Consider the following 19,096-nt stretch of genomic DNA (forward strand, 5'->3'; position numbering starts at 1 on the left):
GGGCGTGCGTTCCTCCACGTGCCACTGCTGCCCGTACCCGTCGCGCATCAGGTCCAGGAAGGGCATCGACTCGAACGCCTCAGGCCCCAGCACCCCCGCGCCCGACCAGGCGCCGGTGGCGAGCAGCTCCAGGGCGATGACCGGGTTCATCGCGGTCTGCCACACCACCGCCTGCGCCTTGTACTCCTTCATCGTCCAGGCGTTGTCGGCGACGTGATAGAGGTAGACCTCCCGCGGCGCGCCGTCCTTGCCGGTGCCGGTCACCCACAGCCCGGCGCAGGTCTTGCCCTTCATCTTGGGCCCCAGCGCCAGCGGGTCGGGCAGGCAGGCGGCCACCACGTCGCGGGGGCTGACCGAGACGTCGCGGACCTTCACCGGCTCGGTCTTGTCCAGGCTGAGCTTGTTGAGCACCTGGAGCACCTCGATGAACTCGTCGCCGAGGCCGAACTTGAACGTCACCCGCTTGGCGTCGACCCAGCGCGGCATCAGCAGCACCTCTTCGTGCTCGACGTTGACGCACTCCACCGGTCCGATCCCCTCCGGGAAGTCGAAGACCTCGGGCTCGCTGAACGGCGCGGTGGTGAACCAGCCCCGGTCCTTCTCCCAGATCACCGGCGGGTTGAGGCACTCCTCGATGACGGTCCAGATCGAGAACGACGGCGCGAACTCATAACCCTCCACCACCAGGTTGGACGCGTCGCGCACGCCCAGCTCGTCGATGCTGGAGAACAGGTGGTCGGCCGCGTAGCGGGCAAAGACGTCGACCATCCCCGGCTCCACCCCGATCCCGACCAGCGCCAGTTGGCCGGCCGCCTCCCAGTCGCCGGCCTTGGCGAACTGGTCGTCGCCGAGCTTGATGTGCGTCAGTTCGAAGGGTTTCTCCGGGTGGCGGTGCGACAGGCTCATCGCGGTGTCCAGATAGCTCGCGCCCGCCGCGAAGGCCCCGTTGAAGATCGGCAGGACGAATCGCGGGTCGACGACGTTGAGCACGTGGGTGATGCCGTGGGTTCGGCAGGCCTCGGTGACGGCGTCGGCGTTGGAGGCGTCCAGCCCGATGCCGGTGAAGCGCTTATCGCCGACCCGGGCCTCCAGGTCCGACGCGCGGGCGCCGTCGTAGTCGGCGATGAGGTAGCTGTCGAAGAAATCGCGGCGGGCGGCGATGAGTGCGGCCGAGGACCCCACGCCACCGGCGCCGATTTGAAGGATGCGCATGCGTCGAGGGTAGGGCAACGACCTGGTGTCGCGAGGATTTTTCCGGTCCGCAGCACGGTGGGGCTACCAGTGCGACAATCCGCTCATGGCCGAGAACGCTGCCCACAAGGAGTCCGCCGACCCGCCGATGCACGGGCTGAAATCCAAGGGCCTCAAGAAGGGATCGGTCTCGCTGATCGGCGCGGTGGCGATCGGGTTGGCGGCCACCGCCCCGGCCTACTCGCTGACCGGGGCGCTGGGACACGGCGCCGACAAGGCCGGCTACCAGTTGCCGATCGTGTTCATCCTGGCGGTCATCCCGATGTACTTCGTGGCGCTGGCATACAAGCACCTCACCGACGCCGCGCCGTGCTCCGGCACCGTGTTCACCTGGGGTTCCAAGGCGATCCTGCCGCACATCGGCTGGATCGGCGGCTACGCGCTGATGCTCTCGAGCATCCTGGCCGGCGTCGGAGCCTCGGGCATCATCGTCAATGCCGTCAGCGTGGGCCTGGGCGTCGAGAACCCGTCGAACTGGTTGAAGATCCTCATCGCGGGTGTCTTCATCCTGAGCACCACCTGGCTGGTGGCGCGCGGCGCCGAGGAGTCCTCGCGGACCACACTGCTGCTGACCGTCATCCAGTACGGCGGGTTGATCCTGTTCGCGGCGATCCTGCTGGTCAACGTGTTCCTGCGCAAGGCCAACCCCACCGCCGAACCGTTCTCCTGGGACTGGTTCAACCCGTTCGCCATCGCCGGACCCGAAGCGCTGATCAGCGGATTCCTGGTGGCGGTGTTCATCTTCTGGGGCTTCGACGCCGCGCTGTCGATGTCCGAGGAGACCGAGGGAACCGCCGAACAGTCCGGCCGGGTCGGGGTGACCTCGATCGTCATCATCCTCATCACCTACGTGATCATCGGGGTGGCCGCCCTGGCCTTCGCCGGCACCGACGACACCAGCGAGGGCAGCCTGACCTACGCGCAGAACATCGACGACGTGTTCTCCGCCATGGCCCTACAAGCGGTCGGGCCGGTCGGCGCGGTGGTCGCGGCGGTGATCGTCGGGCTGTCGGCGTTCTCGGCGACGCTGTCGACAGTCATGGCCACCGTGCGCGGCCTGCTCGCGATGGCCACCTACAAGGCGCTTCCGGAACGCTTCGCCTCCGTCGACGAAGCCGCGCAGACCCCGAAGTTCACCACCTGGTTCATCGGGCTGGCCACGCTGGCGGTCTACGGCGGGCTGAACCTGGTCAGCGACAGCATCGTGGAGGACTGCGTCTACAGCGTGGGCATCGCGATCATGCTCTACTACTCAGTCGTCGCGGTGTCCTCGGTGGTGTACTTCTGGGACACCGCCTGGGGGTCCTGGCGCACCGCCCTGGGTCAGGTGATCCTGCCCGCAATCGCGGCGCTGATCCTCATCCCGATCGGCCTGTATGAGGCCTATCGGATGATCAGCCCCGAGTACGGCAGCGGCAACTCGCTGGCCGGGGTCGGCACGGTGTTCATCATCGGCGTGCTCGGCATCCTGCTCGGGGTGGTGCTGATGATCGTGTGGAGCGTGAAGTCCCCGGCCTTCTTCCGCGGCGAGACGCTGGCCCGGGAGCGGACCCAGCGGATCAAGGACCTACCCGTTGCGCCTTCCGCACCGACTGGTCCCGCCGCACCCCAGCATCCCGACGCGGACGTCTAGGACGCCGCGTCCCACCACGGCGCGGGCTGCCGGTCGGCCCACCCGTTGCGGGCCTCCAGCGCGGCGGCCAGCGACAGCAGCAGCGGCTCGCTGTTGGCCGGGCCCATCAGTTGCACGCCGATCGGCAGCCCATCGGCGGTGAAACCGGCCGGGATGTTGACCGACGGCCAGCCCAGCAGGTTCCACGGGAAGGTGACCGGGCAGGCGGCAATGATCGCCCGGTCGGTGGCGGTCGACCCCAGCTCGTCGAAGGCGTGCGCATGCGGCGGGGGCTGGGCCGTGGTCGGTGCCAGCACCACGTCGACGGCGTCGAAGATCGCGCCCACCCGCCGCGCGGTGGCAGCCTCATTGGCCCGGGCCCGGGCCAGCATGGTCCGCGACAACACCCGCCCGATGCGCATGTTGGACCGCGTGCGCGGATCCCAGCGCACCTCGCCCACTCGCTCCGCCCACTCCACCAGACCCGGGGTGGACCGGCACAAGAAGTCGATCGTGAGCCGGACCCCGTAATCCGGGTCTTGCCGCACCACGGAGTGGCCGAGGTCGCGCACCTGGTCGGCGACGCCGTGGACGGCGTCCCGGATCTCCGGATGCAGTCGGGCCCCGAAGAGGGTGAACGGGAACCGGGTCGAGACCGCCACCCGCAACGGCCGCGGCGGGCCGGCCAGCATCTCGCCGACCCGCACCGGCGGAGGCTGATGCAGGTCGCCGTCGACGTTGCCGGTCACCGCGTCGAGCACCAACGCGGCGTCGCCGACCGTGCGGGCCAGCACGCCGTTGACGGTGATGCCGTGGAACGCCTCGGGCATCGGCCAGGTGGAGATCCGCCCGCGCTGCGGTTTGATACCCACCAGATGGGTCCAGGCTGCGGGGATCCGCACGCTGCCGGCTCCGTCCGAGCCGATCGCCGCGGCCACCAGCCCGGCTGCGACGGCGGCCGCGCTGCCGCCCGACGACCCGCCCGGGGTGTGATCGCGCGACCACGGGTTGCGGGTGTGCCCGAACCCGGGCCCGCTGGTGAACGGCCACTGGCCCAGTTCGCACGCGTTGGTCTTGCCGACGATCACCGCCCCGGCCAGCCGCAGCCGGCGCACCACCTCGGCATCGGCCGTCGCCGCAGGCACCCGGCCGTGTGTCCCGAACGCGGTCGGCACACCGGCCACGTCGACGTCGTCCTTGACCGCGACGGGGATTCCCAGCAAAGGCGCGTCGTCGCCGGTCGCGCGCCGGCGGTCGGCCTCCGCGGCCTGCGCCGAGGCGGACTCGGCCAGCACCAGCTTGAACGCGTTGAGCTGCGGCTGGCTGGCGGCGATCGCCTCCAGCGACCGGCGGGTCAACTCGACTGAGGTCACCGATCCGCGCTCCAGCGCATCGAGTTGCTCGGCCACTGTGGCAAAGCGCCTGATCGGTGTCTTGTCGGCGGCCATCTCGTGGCCGAGATTACCTCGCGGCGCGATCGCGGGGTAAGTTCATGGCCATGGCGAGGTTCGGGGGCGCTGCGCGGGTGGGCGCGGCAGCCGTCGCCGTGGGCGTGGCGCTGGCCGGCCCCGGTGTTGCGGTGGCGGTCGCCGACAGCCCCGAATCCGACCCGGCACCGACCACCGCCGACGCGGCCGCTCCGGCCAAGGCCGCGGCAACCCGGCCGGCGGCCCGAGCCCACAGGCCGGCGGCGGCGCCGCGGGACTCTGCTGTTGGTTCGGCCTCGACGGACCGTCCGGTCGCCGCGGCGCGGGTCCCGCAACGAGAACCCGCCCGAAGCGACCGGCCCCGCCACGAGGCCCGGCCACCCATCTCGGTGGTCCGGCAGAACCGGGCGGCGCGCGCCACCGAGTCGGCCGGCCCGGTCAGCGCCGCCGCGCCTGCCGTGGCGTCAGTCGGCGCCGATCTGCCTGCGACGGCGGCACCGCCCACGGCACAGACCGCAGCGCCGTCTGAGGCTTCCCCGCAGGCCGCCCCCACGGCGGGGATCGCCGCACCGGTCGCCGGCCGCGCCGCACAGACGGTCACCGGCTGGCTCGACGATCTGTTCAGCCCGATCCGGGCCTTCGTCGAGGGAGTGACGCTGCTGGTGCGGCGGACCCTGTTCAACGAGGCGCCCACGGTCAGCCCCGGGCAGACCACCGGCCAGGTCGACGGACCGATCAGCGGATCGATCGGCGCGATCGACCCCGAAGGCGACCCGATCGTCTACAGCATCAGCCAGGCACCCGCGCACGGCACCGTCGTCGTCGGTGCCGACGGCTCCTACGACTACACCCCCGACCCCGGCTTCACCGGAACCGACACCTTCACGGTCACCGCCAGCGACCAGGGCTTCCACATCAACCTGCTCGACATCTTCCGGGCCGCGGGCACCGACGCGAATGTGATTGTCCGCCAGGGCGTTGCGGGCCCGCAGGTGCAGTTCAACTTCGTCTACCGGCGCGGCGCACAGCTGTGGACGCCGGCGGCGCGCAGCGCCCTGGAGTCGGTCGCGACCATGCTCGCGTCCAACTTTGAGGTGAGCACCCCCATCACCCTGACCTTCGACGTGACCGGCGAGTTCAGCATCCTGCCGTCCTCGCTGGCCTCGGCGGGCAGTGACCTCATCAGTTCCGACCCGGGTTTCCAACCCACCGTCGTGCAGCACAAGATTCTCACCGGCCTCGACGCCAACGGCGCGGAACCCGACGGGGAGATCAACTGGAACTTCGGCTACGCCTGGGCTTTCAGCGGGCCGATACTGGGCAGCCAGTACGACTTCCGGTCGACCGCCATGCATGAGCTGCTGCACACGCTGGGCTTCCTGTCCAACGCCAGCGCACCGGGGCAGAACACCTACCGGGACTGGACCGCGTTCGATCAGTACATCGCCACCGCCGACGGCGTCAGCCCGATCAATGCCGACTACACCTGGAACACCGCCTACGACACCAACCTGGTCAGCGGCAACGGCGGGCTGTTCTTCATCGGGCCCAATGCCGTCGCCGCCTACGGCCGGCCGGTTCCGCTCTACACCCCCAGCCTGTGGGAGTCGGGCAGTTCGATGTCGCACCTCGACGACCGCACCTTCGTCGGCGCCAACGAGCAGCTGATGAACGCCCAAGCCGACAAGGGAATCGGGGTCCGCGAACTCAGCGCCATCGAGCGGGGAATCCTCAAAGACCTCGGCTACACGCTGGTGGGCGATCCCGGCGCACTGGCCTTCATCTTCTTCGGCTTCGCGGTCCGACGCCGGCCGACACGGCCACGCCGCGGGGCGGGTCAACCGCCGAGGAACTCCGGGAGAGTGTGAGACTCCGCGTATTCTTCGATGATCCTCACGACAGGGGGCACGATGAACATCGCCGAAGAGACCATCGACTTTCTCTTCACCGAGCAGTTGCAGATCGACCAGGAGTGGTCCTATCTGCTGCCGACCGGCTTCACCTGGTGGGCTGACCGCAACGCGCAGACCGTCGACATCATCGGGGAGGAAACCGGGCCCGGCGGCCAGAGCGGGTATCTGATCTGCGTCCGTACCGAACTGCTGCGCGAGCTTGATCTCGATGCGGCCGCACTGGTCGAGATCAACGCCCTGATGGGGTGTTCGGCGATGTCCGGTCCGGTCTACGACGCGCGGGCCCGGCGGCTCGACCTGTGCTCCCTGGCGCGCGTGGACGACGCCAACGGCCCCTGGATGCGTTATCTCCTGGGCGCGGCGGCCGTCCTGCAGGTCGCCGAGGCGCGGATGCTCGCCCCGCTGCTGGCACAGGCGACCGGTGCGCAGCCGGCCGACAGCGGCCACCCGACAGCCGGTCTGCGCGAGGCCCCCGACGAAATGGCCTTCGCCGCCGGCATTTTCGTCACCGACGGCGCTCAGCCGTGCCGCTGGGAGCCCTCGGAGTTCGACGAACTGGCCGCCCACCTCGCCGATGGGTCTTCGGCCCGCGGCGTCACGGTCGCCGGGAGGGTGCTGACTCTCACGTTCGACTACGGCAGTAACGGCCGGATGTCCTCTGAGTGCGAGCTGCGCGGCGATCAGACTCACCCGCTCTACGGCAACGGCCTGCTGATCCTGCAGCGCTTCCCGGTCCACGTCGGATCGGAGTCCGACGGGATCACGCTGGCCCTGTCCCTCAACGCCGCCGATCTCTCGCACCGGCTGACCGGATACGGGTTCGGCAGCTATGTCTATGCCGACAGGGCGATCCACTTCACCGGGTTCATCCCCAACACGCTGCACAAACCGGGCCTGCTGCCCGTCTTGTACTCCTCGAGCGCCGCGCGCGCGCAGGCGATGTCCGACCGGCTTGCCGACGGCAACTGGGACGCCGAGCGCTACTCGGTGGATGCCGCCGTGATCGCCCGCCGTGAGCAGCGCATCCAGCAGGAACAGCAGCCGACCGGCGAACCACCCCCGCGAGGCTGCCCGATGCGCGCGCGCACCGACGGCTGACCGGGCCTGGCCGGCACCGTATCCTGAGACCCATGTCGCTGCTTTTCAATCCCCGGACCTACGAACCGCGTTCCTTCGACGAAGCCACCCAGCGGCAACTGCTGGCGCTGATCGAGTTCTTCGAGAGCAAGGGCCTGGCCCGCAACAAAGAGGAGTTCTACTCCGGTGAGTGGTACTCCGACTTCGTCGACCTGATCGCCACCAACGGGATCTTCTCGACCTTCGCCACCCCCGCCGAGGTCGGTGAGCTGGTCGGGGCAGAAGATGCCCGCTGGGATCTGGCCCGGATCAACGAACTCAACGAGATTCTCGGCTTCTACTCGCTGGCGCACTGGTACGCCTGGCAGGTCTCGGTCCTGGGCCTGGGACCGGTCTGGCTCAGCGACAACGACGGCGCGCGGCGACAAATCGCCGAGTTGCTCAGAGACGGTCACCTGTTCGGCTTCGGGCTGTCCGAACGCGAACACGGCGCCGACATCTACTCCTCGGACATGATCCTGCACCGCAAGGCCGACGGCGGGTTCAGCGCCAGCGGCGGCAAGTGGTACATCGGCAACGGGAACGTCGCCGGGCGGCTGAGTGTTTTCGGCAAGTTCGCCGCCGACGACCCCGAGCATCCCGGCGAGCACGTCTTCTTCCTGGTCGACCCGCGTCACCCGTCGTATGAGTTGATCAAGAACGTCGTCGCCGGCCAGATGTTCGTGGCGGCCTTCAACCTGCACGACTACCCGGTGGACCCCGACGACATCCTGCACGTCGGCAAAGCGGCTTTCGACGCCGCGCTGGCCACCGTCAACGTTGGCAAGGTCAACCTGGGCTGGGCCAGCATCGGCATCTGCGAGCACGCCTTCTACGAGGCCATCACCCACGCGCACAACCGGGTGCTCTACGGCAACCGGGTGACCGACTTCCCGCATGTGCGCCGGATGCTCGCCGACGCCTACGCGCGCCTGCTGGCGATGAAGATCTTCGCCGCCCGCGCGACCGACTACTTCCGCTGCGCCGATGCCGACGACCGGCGCTACCTGTTGTTCAACCCGATCACCAAGGCCAAGGTGACCAGCGAGGGCGAACGGGTCATCGACCTGCTCTGGGACGTCATCGCCGCCCGCGGCTTCGAACGCGACACCTACTTCAGCCGGGCCGCGGTCGACATCCGCGCCCTGCCGAAGCTGGAAGGCACCGTGCACGTGAACATCGCCCTCGTGCTCAAGTTCCTGCCCCGCTACCTGGGCGCAGCGCACGGCGCGGCGCAGGACTACCCGCAGATCCCGGTGCGCCAGGACGCCGCCGACGACGCGTACCTGTTCCACCAGGGCCCGGCCAAGGGCCTGGGTGCGATCGGTTTCAGCGACTGGCGTCCGGCGTTCGACAGATTCGCCCACCTGCCCAACGTCGCGATCTTCGTCGAGCAGATCGAGGCGTTCACCGCGCTGGTCACGACCGCGCCGCCCACCGAGGCGCAGCAGAGCGACCTCGACTACCTGCAGGTGCTGGGCCAGCTGTTCACCCAGATCGTCTACGCGCACCTCATCCTGGAATCCGCCGCCCTGGCGATCGACGACGGACACACCCGGCCCGGGTCGGTCAGCGACCTCAGCGACCTCGGCGAGGCTCACCTCGACCGGATCTTCGCGGTCTTCGTACGCGACATGGCCGACCAGGCCGTGGAACTACACGGTCAGGCCTCAGCGACCGACGGGCAAACGGCGGCCGCGCTGGCCATCGTGCGCCGCCCGCTGACCGAGGCCGGCGCCGAGACGGCGTTCATCTCGGAGGTGCTGTCCTACAGCGGCGTCTACGAGATGAAGCACTGACCGCACCGATCACACCGCCGCCGCGGCCGTGACCTGGCAGCAGCTCCAACCGTTCCTGGTGGCGCTGGCCATCGGCCTGCTGCTGGGGTTCGAGCGCGAGCGCAGCCACGGCGGAAGGGTGCCGGCCGGGTCGCGATCCTTTGCGCTGCTGTCGCTGCTGGGTGCGGTGGCCGCCGCCATCGACCCGTGGGCCGTGGTCGTCGGACTGCTCGGCGTCGTCGCCCTGATGGCGCTGGCCTACTTCCGCACCAGCGACGAAGATCCCGGAACCACCACCGAAATCGCCGCGGTCGGTGCCTATCTGCTCGGCGCGCTGGCTTACACCCGACCGGCGTTGGCCGTCGCCCTGGCCGTCGTCGTCGCCGTGCTGCTGCTGTCGAAGGCGCACATCCACCGTTTCGTCCGCGAGATCGTCAGCGAGATCGAACTCGAAGACGCCATCAAGTTCTTCGTCGTCGCGTTCGTCATCCTGCCGCTGCTGCCCGACCGCGACATCGGGCCCTACGGCATCCTCAACCCGGCGAAGGTCTGGCTGCTGGTCGTGCTGCTCACCGGCATCGGCTGGCTGGGCTACATCGGCGTGCGGGCCCTGGGGCCGCAGCGCGGCCTGCTGGTGACCGGGCTGGCCGGCGGCTTCGTGTCGGCGACCGCCACCACCGCGTCGATGGGCCGGCTGAGCCGGACGCTCACCGACGTGCGCGCACCACTGGCCGGCGCGCTGGTCGGCAGCCTGGCCACCTTCGTACAACTGCTCGTCGTGATCGGGTTGGTCGACGGCGACGTGCTGCGCCGGTTGTGGCCGGCGGTGCTCGCCGCTGCCGCCGCGCTGGCGGTCATCGCCGCCGCGGTGTGCCGCACAGCGGCCCGCGCCGCCGCTGCCGAGGCCGCCGACACCGTCGAGATCCCGGCGAGCCGCCCCTTCGCGCTGCGACCCGCCCTTGTGCTGGCCGCCGTGCTGACGCTGGCCCTGCTCGTCGCCCGCTGGGGTGCGGAGGTCCTCGGCGCCCGTGGTGCTGTGCTGGCCGCTCTCGCCGCCGGACTCGCCGACGCCCACGCCGGATCGGTGGCTGCGGCCAGCCTTGCCGCCAAGGGCGATATCACCATCGACACCGCCCTGCTGGCCATCTCCGCCGCGCTGGGCTCCAATCTGCTCGTCAAGTGCGTGCTGGCCTTCACCGCCGGCAGTCGGCGCTTCGGGCTGGGGTTCCTGGCGGGCATGGCCGCACCGACCGCGGTGTTCGCCGCTGTCATGGTGGCCACCCTGACGGCGGCGTGACACCATGACAGCGTCATGGACCTGTCGATCGTCATCCCCGCCTACAACGAGGAGCGCCGGCTCGGCCCGACCCTCGACGGGTGGGCGCAGTGGATGGACGGTTTCGACGGATCGGTCGAACTCGTCGTCTCCGATGACGGCAGCAGTGACGGCACCGCGGAGTTGGTCCAGGCCGCGTCCGCCCGCGATGCGCGCATCAGACTCAACCGGCTGCCGGTCAACCGCGGCAAGGGGGCGGCCGTTCACACCGGCATGCTGGCAGCGTGCGGTGACTATCGCTTCTACGTGGATGCCGATATGAACATCGCGCCCGCCCACACCGAACCCGCGCTGGCGATGCTGCGCGCGGGTGTCGCCGATGTGGTGACCGGTAAGCGCAGCCTGGCCGCCTATGCGGGAACTGAGCGGAGCCTCGCCCGGCTCGCAGCGGGTGCGGCCGTCCAGGCGACCAGGCGCAGCCTGCTGTTGCCGGTCATCCGCGACACCCAGGCCGGCTTCAAAGGTTTCTCCGCCGCCTGGGCGGAGCGGATCTTCGGGCAGGCCTCCGTCGACGGTTTCGCCTTCGACATCGAGGTGCTCTACCTGGCCCGCCGGCTGGGGGCGCGCATCGTGGAGATGCCCGTCGACGTCGAGTTCCGCGCCGAGTCCACCTTCGATGTGACCACGCACCTGCGGCCGTTCCTGGGCGACATCTGGCGGGTCCGGCTCAACGCCTGGCGGGGCCGCTATTCCTGAGTGTGCCGTCCCTCACGCCGGCAGGACCCCGCCGTCGAACGGTTCGACGTCCACCGACACCTCGATGACGCTGTGCTCGGAGTCGGTGAAGATGATGCCGCGCAGCGGCGGGACATCGGCGTAGTCACGACCCCAGCCGACGATGATGTAGCGCTCGTCCACCAGAGCACCGTTGGTCGGATCGAGCCCCAGCCATTGGTTCTGCGGAGTCCACACCGCCGCCCAGGCGTGGGTGGCGTCGATGCCGAACATGCGCTGCTTGCCCGGCGGCGGATCGGTGGCCAGATAACCCGATACGTAACTCGCCGCCAACCCGTTGGCCCGCAGGCAGGCGATCGCCAGCCGGGCGAAGTCCTGACACACCCCCTCGCGGGCCCGCAGCACCTGCGCAACCTGGGTCGACACCGTCGTCGATCCGGAGCGGTAGGTGAAGTCGGTGAAGATCCGCGCGGTCAGGTCGCCGATCACCTCGATCAGCGGCCGGCCCGGGGCGAAGCTCTCGCGGGCGTATTCGACTATCTCCTCGGTGATTTCGGGCGGCCGCAGGTCCATCGCGAACTCGGTCGCCAGCACCCCGGCAGGGCCCGCCGGCCGGGCCGATTCCCACGGCGCCGCCGCCGCCCCGGAGTCATAACGGCCGGACGGCGGCGGGTCGACCTCGACCACCGAGCGGCCGGTCACCGTCAGAGCGCGGTGCCGCTCGGTGACCTGGAAGTAGGAGCTGATGTTGCCGTAGCTGTCGCGGCTGGTGGACCGGTCGGCGGGAGCAGGGTCGATGTCGAGTTCGAAACTCAGGCAACGCTGACCGGTGGTGTCGCGCGGCATCAAGTGTCCGCGCCCGTAGGAGTTGGTCACCGCGTCGGAATAGCGGTACTCGGTGCGATGGCTGATCCGGTAGCAGCGACTCGCCGGCGAGGGTGTGGGCCCGTCGGGAAAACTCACGGCAGCATCCGCCGCTGATCGGGTCCCCACAGCGGCTGCATCTCCCCCGGCAGCGTCAACTGGGTGCTGGTGATGACATCGGAAAGTTCAACCAGGCCCGCCAGGAGGGTGTCGAGCAGTTCCCGCAACGCACCGCGCCGCCCTTCGTCGTCGACCTCCTCCAGCTCCGCGGGATCCAGCCGGCGCAGCCGGGTGCTGATCTCCTCCACCAGCCGTTGGGGTTTCGAGGATCCGGAGGCTCCCGGCAGGGCACGCAGCCCGGCCCGCAGCCGGTCGAGCTGGTAGACCAGCGAGCGGGGATTGCGCGCGTCGAACAGCACCAACTCCGCGACCGCGGCCACGCTGACCCGGCCCAGGTTGAGCCGCCGGTAGATGACGGCGGACTCGCAGGCCACCAGGGCGGACTCGGTGATGGTCTGCTCGGCCGCCGGACTGCGTTCGACGGTCAGGGTGGACCGCAGCAGAGTGGCCAACCCCAGCGCACGCTCGATGCGCTTGCCGATGTCCAGCATCGTCCACCCGGCGTCGTGCACCATCGACTCGCCGATCACACCCGACAGCGCGAGCATCGCCCCCAGCGTCTGCTGCTGGGCGGCGGCCAGTGCGGTGTCGTCGGACGCGCGGCGGGCCCGGCCACCGTTCGGCGGCGATTGCGCCTGTCGCGCCAGGGCACGCTCGACGGCCCCGAGAACCATCCAGGTGTCATTGGACATCTGGTCGCGCACCGCCCGTGCGGCCAGGCCGAGATTCTCGATCGAATGCGCCAGCGAACCGGGTCGCCATTTGTCGACGGTCAGCGCCCACAGCGTGCCCGGTACCGCGGCAATCACGTCGGCGAAGGAGTCGTCGACCGGTGCTGAGGTTCCGGTCAGCTCACCCAGGGCGGCCAGTAACACGGGGATGCACGCGCTGCCGGCCAAGTCGCGTCGGCTTCGGAACTCGTGGTAGCGCTCGCGGGTGACGATGAGCAGTCGGGCCAGCCCTTCGGCGCGTTCGGCGTAGCGGCCGATCCAGAACAGATCGGAGAGCACGCGCGGTGAACTGATGAACTGGGTGCCGCTCGGCAATTCGACGGGTGCAACGGTGAGGGTCTGCTCGGCCTGCGCCCGAGCGGAGGTCCGGACCCAGACATCCTTGGCGGCAACGCTTTTCAGCGCAAGGGCTCCGAGCCCCGGCGCGAGGACATAAGCCAGTCCGCCCACCATCGGCGTGTATCCGCTGCGCTGAGCCACGGTGAAGAGCCGCATGCCGACTTCGGCGCGGGACAACCCGCCCGGGTAGTGATCGGTGGGCGCGGTGGAGAACTGTGGCAACTCCTGGCCGGCCCACTGCCACGGGGCGGCGTCGATACGCGCGGCGAGGTCGGAGCGCTGGGACGCCGACAGCGCCGGGCCGACGATCGTCTCGCCGGTCACCGTCGACCTGATCAGCAACGACGACATCCGGGCCAGCAGGTGGGAGCGCTCGGCGTCGATGCCGGCCCAGTACAGCTGCGGGGTCTCCAGCTGTGGCTGCTCTCCCAGCAGGCGTTCGGCCATCTGCGGCAGGAAGCGTTGCACGCCGGCGCTTTCCAGAACCCCGCTGCCCAGGGTGTTGACCACCGTCACCGCGCCGCGGCGCTGTACCTCGACCAGGCCCACCACGCCGAGCCGGGAATCCGCCCGCAGATCCAGCGGGTCGGCGTACTCGGCGTCGACCCGGCGCAGCACCACGTCGACCCGCTTGAGGGTTCCCAGCGAGCGCATCCACAGTTTGCCGTCGCGGACGACCAGGTCGGCGCTCTCCACCAGCGGGAAGCCCAAGACCGTCGCCAGATACGCCTGGTCGAAGGCGGTCTCGGAGTGGATGCCCGGACTGAGCACCACCACCACCGGGTCGTCGGCGGCTTCGGGTGCGGCTTCGATCAGCGCCAGTCGCAGGGCCTGGGCGAACGGTGAGGCGGGCCGCGGGCCGATCCGCTCATAGACATCGGGCATCGCGTGTGCCACGACCCGCCGTCCGGCCAGGGCGTAGCCCGCACCCGACGGGGCCTGGGTCCGGTCGGCGTTGACCCGGAAGCGGCCGTCGTCGCACCGGCTCAGATCGCAGCCGAGCAGGAACAGCTGATGCCGGCCCGGATTGAGCAGGCCGTGGGCGGCCCGAAGATAGCCGCGGTGGCCGAACAGCAGCTGCGGCGGCAGCAGACCGTCGGTGATCACCTGCCGGGGGCCGTAGAGGTCGGCCAGCACCGCGTCGAGCAGTCGTGCCCGTTGTGACACTCCTGCTTCGAGGATCTCCCAGTCCGGCGCCGACACCAGCAGCGGCGTGCCGTCGAGCTGCCACGGCGCGGGAGTGACGACGCCGCGGCTGTCGGTGACGGCCTCGCCGTGCTGGTCGATCGCGACGTAGGTGATGCCGTCGTTCTCCACCAGGCTGGTCACGACCTCGCGCAGTCGGTCGAATCCCTCGCGCCCGCGCTCGCCGATAGTGTGGGCGAACTCCGCCCAGGGCGCCCGCACGGCACCGGACTCGTCGAGGAACTCGTCGCGGGTGCCGTCTCCTGATCCGCGCTCAGCCCGGTAGGCGGCCAGCAGATGATCCGGATCGTCGTCGCGGTCCGCTGCTGCCAGCGACCGTGCCTGATCCGTCACGCCTGCCTCCCGACCTGGATTCAACCTGACACCTGCCAACGGGCCGCGGGAGCCCGTCAGTTGCGCAGCACGGTACGCACCCGGCGCAGATCGAGGATGCCCGGCGCGCCGACGTCGGTGGACTGGCGGGCCTGTTTTTCGCGCAGATCCGCGGCGTCCACCCGTCCCGGGGTGAACCCCAGGGCCTCGAAGCGCCGTCCGCGGCGCGACTCGGCCTCCACCGCGTTGACCGGAGGCGTCTCGTAGGCCCGACCGCCGGGATGGGTGACGTGCAGCGTGCAGCCCCCGCGCGAGGTGCCGGTCGCGGTGTCGATCAGCTCGAAGCGCAGCGGGCTGTCGATGGTGATGCTGGGATGCAGCGCGCTGGGGGGTTGCCAGGCCCGGTAGCGCACCCCGGCCACCTGGATGTCGGGGTTGTCGGTGGCCAGCATCGGCACCGGATAGCCATTGCAGATGATCAGATGGCGCTCCCGGTCGGCACCCACGGTGCGCACCTGGATGCGCTCGACGGAGGAGTCCACGTAGCGGGCCGTGCCGCCGGAGCTGGACTCCTCGCCCAGGGTCTCCCACGGCTCGATCGCACCCCGCAGCTCGATCTCGACACCATCGAACACCGCCGCTCCCAGCCGGGGGAACCGGAACTCGGTGAACGGGTCGAGCCAGCTCGTCTCGAAGTCGATGCCGTGGTCACGCAGATCCTTGGCGACGCTGGCGATGTCATGAATAACGAAGTGCGGCAACAGGTATCGACCGTGCAAGTTCAAACCGTGCCGGATCAGCGGGGCGCGCAGCGGTTCATCCCAGAACCAGGCGATCAGGCAGCGCACCAGCAGTGACTGCACCATCGCCATCTGATAGTGCGGGGGCATCTCGAAACCGCGCAACTCGAGCAGGCCCAGCCGACCGCGCGGGGTGTCCGGGTTGTAGAGCTTGTCGATGCAGAACTCTGCGCGGTGGGTGTTGCCGGTGATGTCGGTGAGCAGGTGGCGTAAGGCGCGGTCGATCAGCCACGGCGGCGGATTGCCGGGCTCGCTGAGCCGGGCGATCTCGGCGAAGGCGATCTCCATCTCGTAGAGCGAGTCTTCGCGACCCTCATCGGCCCGAGGCGCCTGCGAGGTGGTGCCGACGAAGCGGCCGGCGAACAGATAGGACAGCGCCGGGTGGCGCTGCCAGTAGGTCAGCAGCGACACCATCAGGTCGGGCCGGCGCAGCAGCGGCGAGTCACCCGGCGTGATGCCGCCCAGTGTGATGTGGTTGCCGCCGCCGGTCCCGCCGTGGGTGCCGTCGACGGCGAAGGACTCGGCGCACAGCCGCGCCTGGCGGGCCTGGTCGTAGAGCGTGTGGAGTTGCTCGCTCTGCTCGGCGAAGCTCCGGGTGGGCGCCACATTGACCTCGATGACACCCGGGTCGGGCGTGATCGACATCGACAGCAGCCGCGCGTCGGCCGGCGGCCCGTAACCCTCGACGACCACCGGGCAGCCCACCTCGGCGACGGCCTGCTCGAGCCGGGCCACCAGGTCGACGTAGTGCTCCAGGGCGTCGGTGGGCGGCAAGAAGATGTGCAGGTAGCCTTCCCGGACCTCGGCGACCATCGCGGTGGTGGGCGCGTCCTCGGCGTCCTCGCCCACCGCCGCCGCGCCGTCACCCGCGCGGTCACCGGGGTCACCAGCGGCGGGTGCGGACAGCGGGTCCGACGGGAACGTCGGACGCGGCGGGACCCAGCTGATCGAGTCCAGCGGCAGCCGCACCCCGGCCGGGGAGTGACCGTCGAGCAGCACGATCCGGCCGCGCCGCAGCCGCCAGTCCGCGCTGGCCCAGCCGGCGTCGTCCTCGCGGCGATGCAGCGGCAGCACCCAGGCGGCGGGGCCGCGAACCGGCTCCTCCAGACGGGCCAGCAGGGCGGCGCGGTCCTCGACCGAGTCGCTCACCAGATCGTCGCCGTCGGCGACGGGCGCACCCGCGGGTTGGCGCACCGCGTTCCACAGTCGGGCCAGCGGGTCCTCGTAGGCCGGCCGGACCTGGCTGGCGGGCAGGCTCAGATCGGCGGCGAGCGCGGTCAGCACCCGGCGGGCGGTTTCGGTGTCCGCCGCGCACCCGCGGGGTTTCTCATGCCCGCCATCTCCGCACCACGGGTCGGCCAGCAGCGCGGCATCGCGCCACAGCGGCCGGCCGTCGGTTCTCCAGTGCAGGCTGATCTGCCAGCGCGGCAACGCTTCTCCCGGATACCACTTCCCCTCGCCGCGCTGCACCAGACCCTGCGGCGCCCACACCGACTTCAGCCGGGCGGCCAGTGCCGCCGCCCGCTCCCGCTTGTGCGGGCCGTCAGCCGCGATGGTCCATTCGGGATCGGTCTGGTTGTCGATCGACACGAAGGTGGGTTCCCCGCCCATCGTCAGGCGCACGTCGCGTTCGGCCAGCCGCCGGTCGATCTGATCGCCGAGTTCGCCGATCGCCGTCCATGCGGTGTCGTCGAAGGGCAGGGTGACCCGCGGATCCTCCTGCACGCGGGTGACGGTGTTGGAGAACTCCAGGGTCGTCTCGGCGGTCCCGGTGGACCCGGTGATCGGGGCGGCCGAGGAGGGATGCGGCGTGGCTGCCAACGGGATGTGGCCCTCGCCGGCGAACAGACCCGACGTCGCGTCCAGACCGATCCAGCCCGCGCCGGGAATGTAGACCTCGGCCCAGGCGTGCAGGTCGGTGAAGTCCGCGGCCGGCCCGGACGGACCGTCGAGCGCCTCCACGTCGGAGGCCAACTGGATGAGGTAGCCGGATACGAAACGGGCGGCCAGGCCGAACTCGCGCAGGATCGACACCAGCAGCCACGCCGAGTCGCGGCACGAGCCCAAGGCGGTGTCCAGGGTGTACTGCGGGGTTTGCACGCCCGGTTCCAGCCGCAGGCTGTAGGCCACATCGGCGTTGACCGCCCGGTTGACGGCGACCAGGAAGTCGATCGTGCGGGAACCGGCGACCAGGGGGAACTCGCGCACCCAGTTCCGCACCCGCTCGCCGGGTCCGGATCCGTCGTCGCCGTCGTCGACCGCACGCAGATAGGGGTCCAGGTCGTCGGCCAGACCTGTGGGGTAACTGAACGGGAAGGTTTCGGCGAAGTCCTCCACGAAGAAGTCGAACGGGTTGATCACCTTCAGGTCGGCGATCAGGCCGACGGTGATGCTCAGCTCCCGTGCGCGCTCCGGGAACACCAGCCGCGCCATGAAGTTGCCGAACGCGTCCTGCTGCCAATTCACGAAGTGCCCGGCGGGCTCGACATCCATCGAGTAGGCCTCGATCGCGGTGCGGGTATGCGGTGCCGGGCGGAGCCTGACGACGTGCGGATAGACCTCCACCAGCCGGTCGAAGACGTATCTGGTGCGGTGCTGCAGCGCCACCTTGATACCCACCGGGACGATCCCACCACAACCCTGGGGCGGCTGCAGCGGCAGCGGAATGTCCGGCAAAGCCCGGCGGCCGTCGCCGGAGAGGGACCTTCGGGCCGGTTGGGCGGTGCGGTACACAAGCTCACAGGGAATATGAGATGATGCTGAGAAGTTCGCGGGAGTCTGCCCCAGCAATCCTGGCAGCAACCCCGGTGAACTCTCAGGAGGTGCGCGGTGTCTGCTTCCCGGTTCGTGGGGCGAGCCGGCGCTTTGGCGGCCGCGCTCGGGGCGGGATTCCTGCTGTCATCGCAGGTAGCGGCGCCCGCCTGGGCTGAACCGGCCGATCAGCCCGCACCGGCCACGGCGCCCGAGGCCCCGTCGGCGACAGATCCCGGGGCCGCCGATCCCCGTCGCGGTGCCGCCCGCCCCAACAGCTCAGGTCCGAGGCCCGGCGAGTCGCCGGCCGCCGTGCCGGCCCCCGCTCCAGCGACCCGACCGGACACGGTGGACGTATCGGAGGGCCGGGCTGCCTCGATGCCCGAGCCGGACCGCAACCGGTCTCATCCCCAGCCGCAGTCCACCCGCGCCGGCGCACCTGTCCGGATTCCCGATCCGGTAGCCGCGACGGCGACCTCCGGGCAGGCCCGGGCCGAGGTCGTCGAGTTGTCGGTGCCCGCCGATGAGGCCGCCGTCATCGGGCAACCCGCCCCGACGGTTCAACTCGAGACGTTGGCGGTCGCGCCGTCACCGACCGCACCCGTGATGGCCGCCGCCGCGCAAGCCGCCCCCGAGGTGATCGATGCTCTGCTCGCGCCGCTGCTGGGAACCACGCCCGACGCGCCCGCCGAGTCCGCGGTCGCCTGGGCGGTGCTGGCCGTGGCCCGCCGCCAGACCGGGTCCGACACCCCGGCTCCCGCGCCGGCGGCGGCGACCGCCGCGACCACGACGGCGCCCGCCAATCAACCCCCGGTGATCGCCTCGGTCACCGTCGGGACACCGAGTGCCAGTACGGGAGCGGTGC

Annotated in this window: 11 protein-coding genes and 1 pseudogene; 7 read left to right on the forward strand and 5 right to left on the reverse strand. The window is 70.2% G+C overall.

Going from position 1 to position 19,096, the window contains the following annotated elements; all coding sequences use genetic code 11:
* The coding region (locus ACKOB8_RS04355; protein ID WP_526375996.1) for a saccharopine dehydrogenase family protein at positions 1-1,212 on the reverse strand (1,212 nt) is incomplete at its 3' end.
* An 85-nt stretch (positions 1,213-1,297) separates the two neighbouring features.
* Here ACKOB8_RS04355 and ACKOB8_RS04360 point away from each other — a divergent pair.
* Positions 1,298-2,884: an amino acid permease gene (locus ACKOB8_RS04360; protein ID WP_526375997.1), complete on the forward strand. Its 1,587-nt coding sequence runs from the start codon at positions 1,298-1,300 to the stop codon at positions 2,882-2,884.
* Here ACKOB8_RS04360 and ACKOB8_RS04365 read toward each other — a convergent pair.
* Positions 2,881-4,311, reverse strand: coding sequence for an amidase (locus tag ACKOB8_RS04365; protein WP_526375998.1), 1,431 nt, complete (start codon positions 4,309-4,311; stop codon positions 2,881-2,883). The two genes, ACKOB8_RS04360 and ACKOB8_RS04365, sit on opposite strands and share 4 nt — an antisense overlap.
* A gap of 50 nt (positions 4,312-4,361) precedes the next feature.
* Here ACKOB8_RS04365 and ACKOB8_RS04370 point away from each other — a divergent pair, with 50 nt between their 5' ends.
* From ACKOB8_RS04370 to ACKOB8_RS04390, 5 genes are read left to right on the forward strand one after another with little or no spacing between them, the layout of a single operon-like run.
* The gene (locus tag ACKOB8_RS04370) at positions 4,362-6,158 is read left to right on the forward strand and encodes an Ig-like domain-containing protein (RefSeq protein ID WP_526375999.1); all 1,797 of its coding nucleotides are present in this window, start codon (positions 4,362-4,364) and stop codon (positions 6,156-6,158) included.
* Positions 6,159-6,176: 18 nt separating this feature from the next.
* Positions 6,177-7,301: a hypothetical protein gene (locus tag ACKOB8_RS04375; RefSeq protein WP_526376000.1), complete on the forward strand. Its 1,125-nt coding sequence runs from the start codon at positions 6,177-6,179 to the stop codon at positions 7,299-7,301.
* Positions 7,302-7,333: 32 nt separating this feature from the next.
* A complete protein-coding gene (locus tag ACKOB8_RS04380) occupies positions 7,334-9,118 on the forward strand; it encodes an acyl-CoA dehydrogenase family protein (RefSeq protein ID WP_526376001.1) in 1,785 nt (594 codons plus the stop codon).
* A 28-nt stretch (positions 9,119-9,146) separates the two neighbouring features.
* Complete coding sequence (locus tag ACKOB8_RS04385) at positions 9,147-10,394, forward strand: MgtC/SapB family protein (RefSeq protein ID WP_526376002.1); 1,248 nt, start codon at positions 9,147-9,149, stop codon at positions 10,392-10,394.
* A 15-nt stretch (positions 10,395-10,409) separates the two neighbouring features.
* Positions 10,410-11,129 (forward strand): glycosyltransferase, encoded by a 720-nt coding sequence (locus ACKOB8_RS04390; protein WP_526376003.1) that lies wholly within the window; start codon positions 10,410-10,412, stop codon positions 11,127-11,129.
* A gap of 12 nt (positions 11,130-11,141) precedes the next feature.
* On the opposite strand, the gene ACKOB8_RS04395 is transcribed toward ACKOB8_RS04390, so the two are convergent.
* The 3 genes from ACKOB8_RS04395 to ACKOB8_RS04405 are packed head-to-tail and all read right to left on the reverse strand — an operon-like array spanning position 11,142 to position 18,099.
* A complete protein-coding gene (locus tag ACKOB8_RS04395) occupies positions 11,142-12,071 on the reverse strand; it encodes a transglutaminase-like domain-containing protein (protein WP_526376004.1) in 930 nt (309 codons plus the stop codon).
* Positions 12,068-14,701 (reverse strand): circularly permuted type 2 ATP-grasp protein, encoded by a 2,634-nt coding sequence (locus tag ACKOB8_RS04400; RefSeq protein WP_526376005.1) that lies wholly within the window; start codon positions 14,699-14,701, stop codon positions 12,068-12,070. Before ACKOB8_RS04400 ends, ACKOB8_RS04395 begins: the two co-directional genes overlap by 4 nt.
* Positions 14,702-14,757: 56 nt before the next feature.
* Positions 14,758-18,099 carry a transglutaminase family protein gene (locus tag ACKOB8_RS04405; protein ID WP_526376006.1) on the reverse strand — a complete coding sequence of 1,114 codons (3,342 nt, stop codon included), beginning with the start codon at positions 18,097-18,099 and terminating at the stop codon, positions 14,758-14,760.
* 510 nt (positions 18,100-18,609) lie between these two features.
* Here ACKOB8_RS04405 and ACKOB8_RS04410 point away from each other — a divergent pair.
* A pseudogene (locus ACKOB8_RS04410) lies at positions 18,610-19,096 on the forward strand (hypothetical protein); the annotation flags it as partial.

Origin of the sequence: Mycobacterium sp., from assembly GCF_046091765.1 — a bacterium.
Classification (GTDB): Bacteria; Actinomycetota; Actinomycetes; order Mycobacteriales; family Mycobacteriaceae; genus Mycobacterium.

Excerpts from the sequence above, each read along its gene's own strand:
- ACKOB8_RS04380 (WP_526376001.1), top strand. The coding sequence starts at position 7,334 with ATGTCGCTGCTTTTCAATCCCCGGACCTACGAACCGCGTTCCTTCGAC.
- ACKOB8_RS04370 (WP_526375999.1), top strand. The coding sequence starts at position 4,362 with ATGGCGAGGTTCGGGGGCGCTGCGCGGGTGGGCGCGGCAGCCGTCGCC.
- ACKOB8_RS04375 (WP_526376000.1), top strand. The coding sequence starts at position 6,177 with ATGATCCTCACGACAGGGGGCACGATGAACATCGCCGAAGAGACCATC.
- ACKOB8_RS04390 (WP_526376003.1), top strand. The coding sequence starts at position 10,410 with ATGGACCTGTCGATCGTCATCCCCGCCTACAACGAGGAGCGCCGGCTC.
- ACKOB8_RS04365 (WP_526375998.1), bottom strand. The coding sequence starts at position 4,311 with ATGGCCGCCGACAAGACACCGATCAGGCGCTTTGCCACAGTGGCCGAG.
- ACKOB8_RS04360 (WP_526375997.1), top strand. The coding sequence starts at position 1,298 with ATGGCCGAGAACGCTGCCCACAAGGAGTCCGCCGACCCGCCGATGCAC.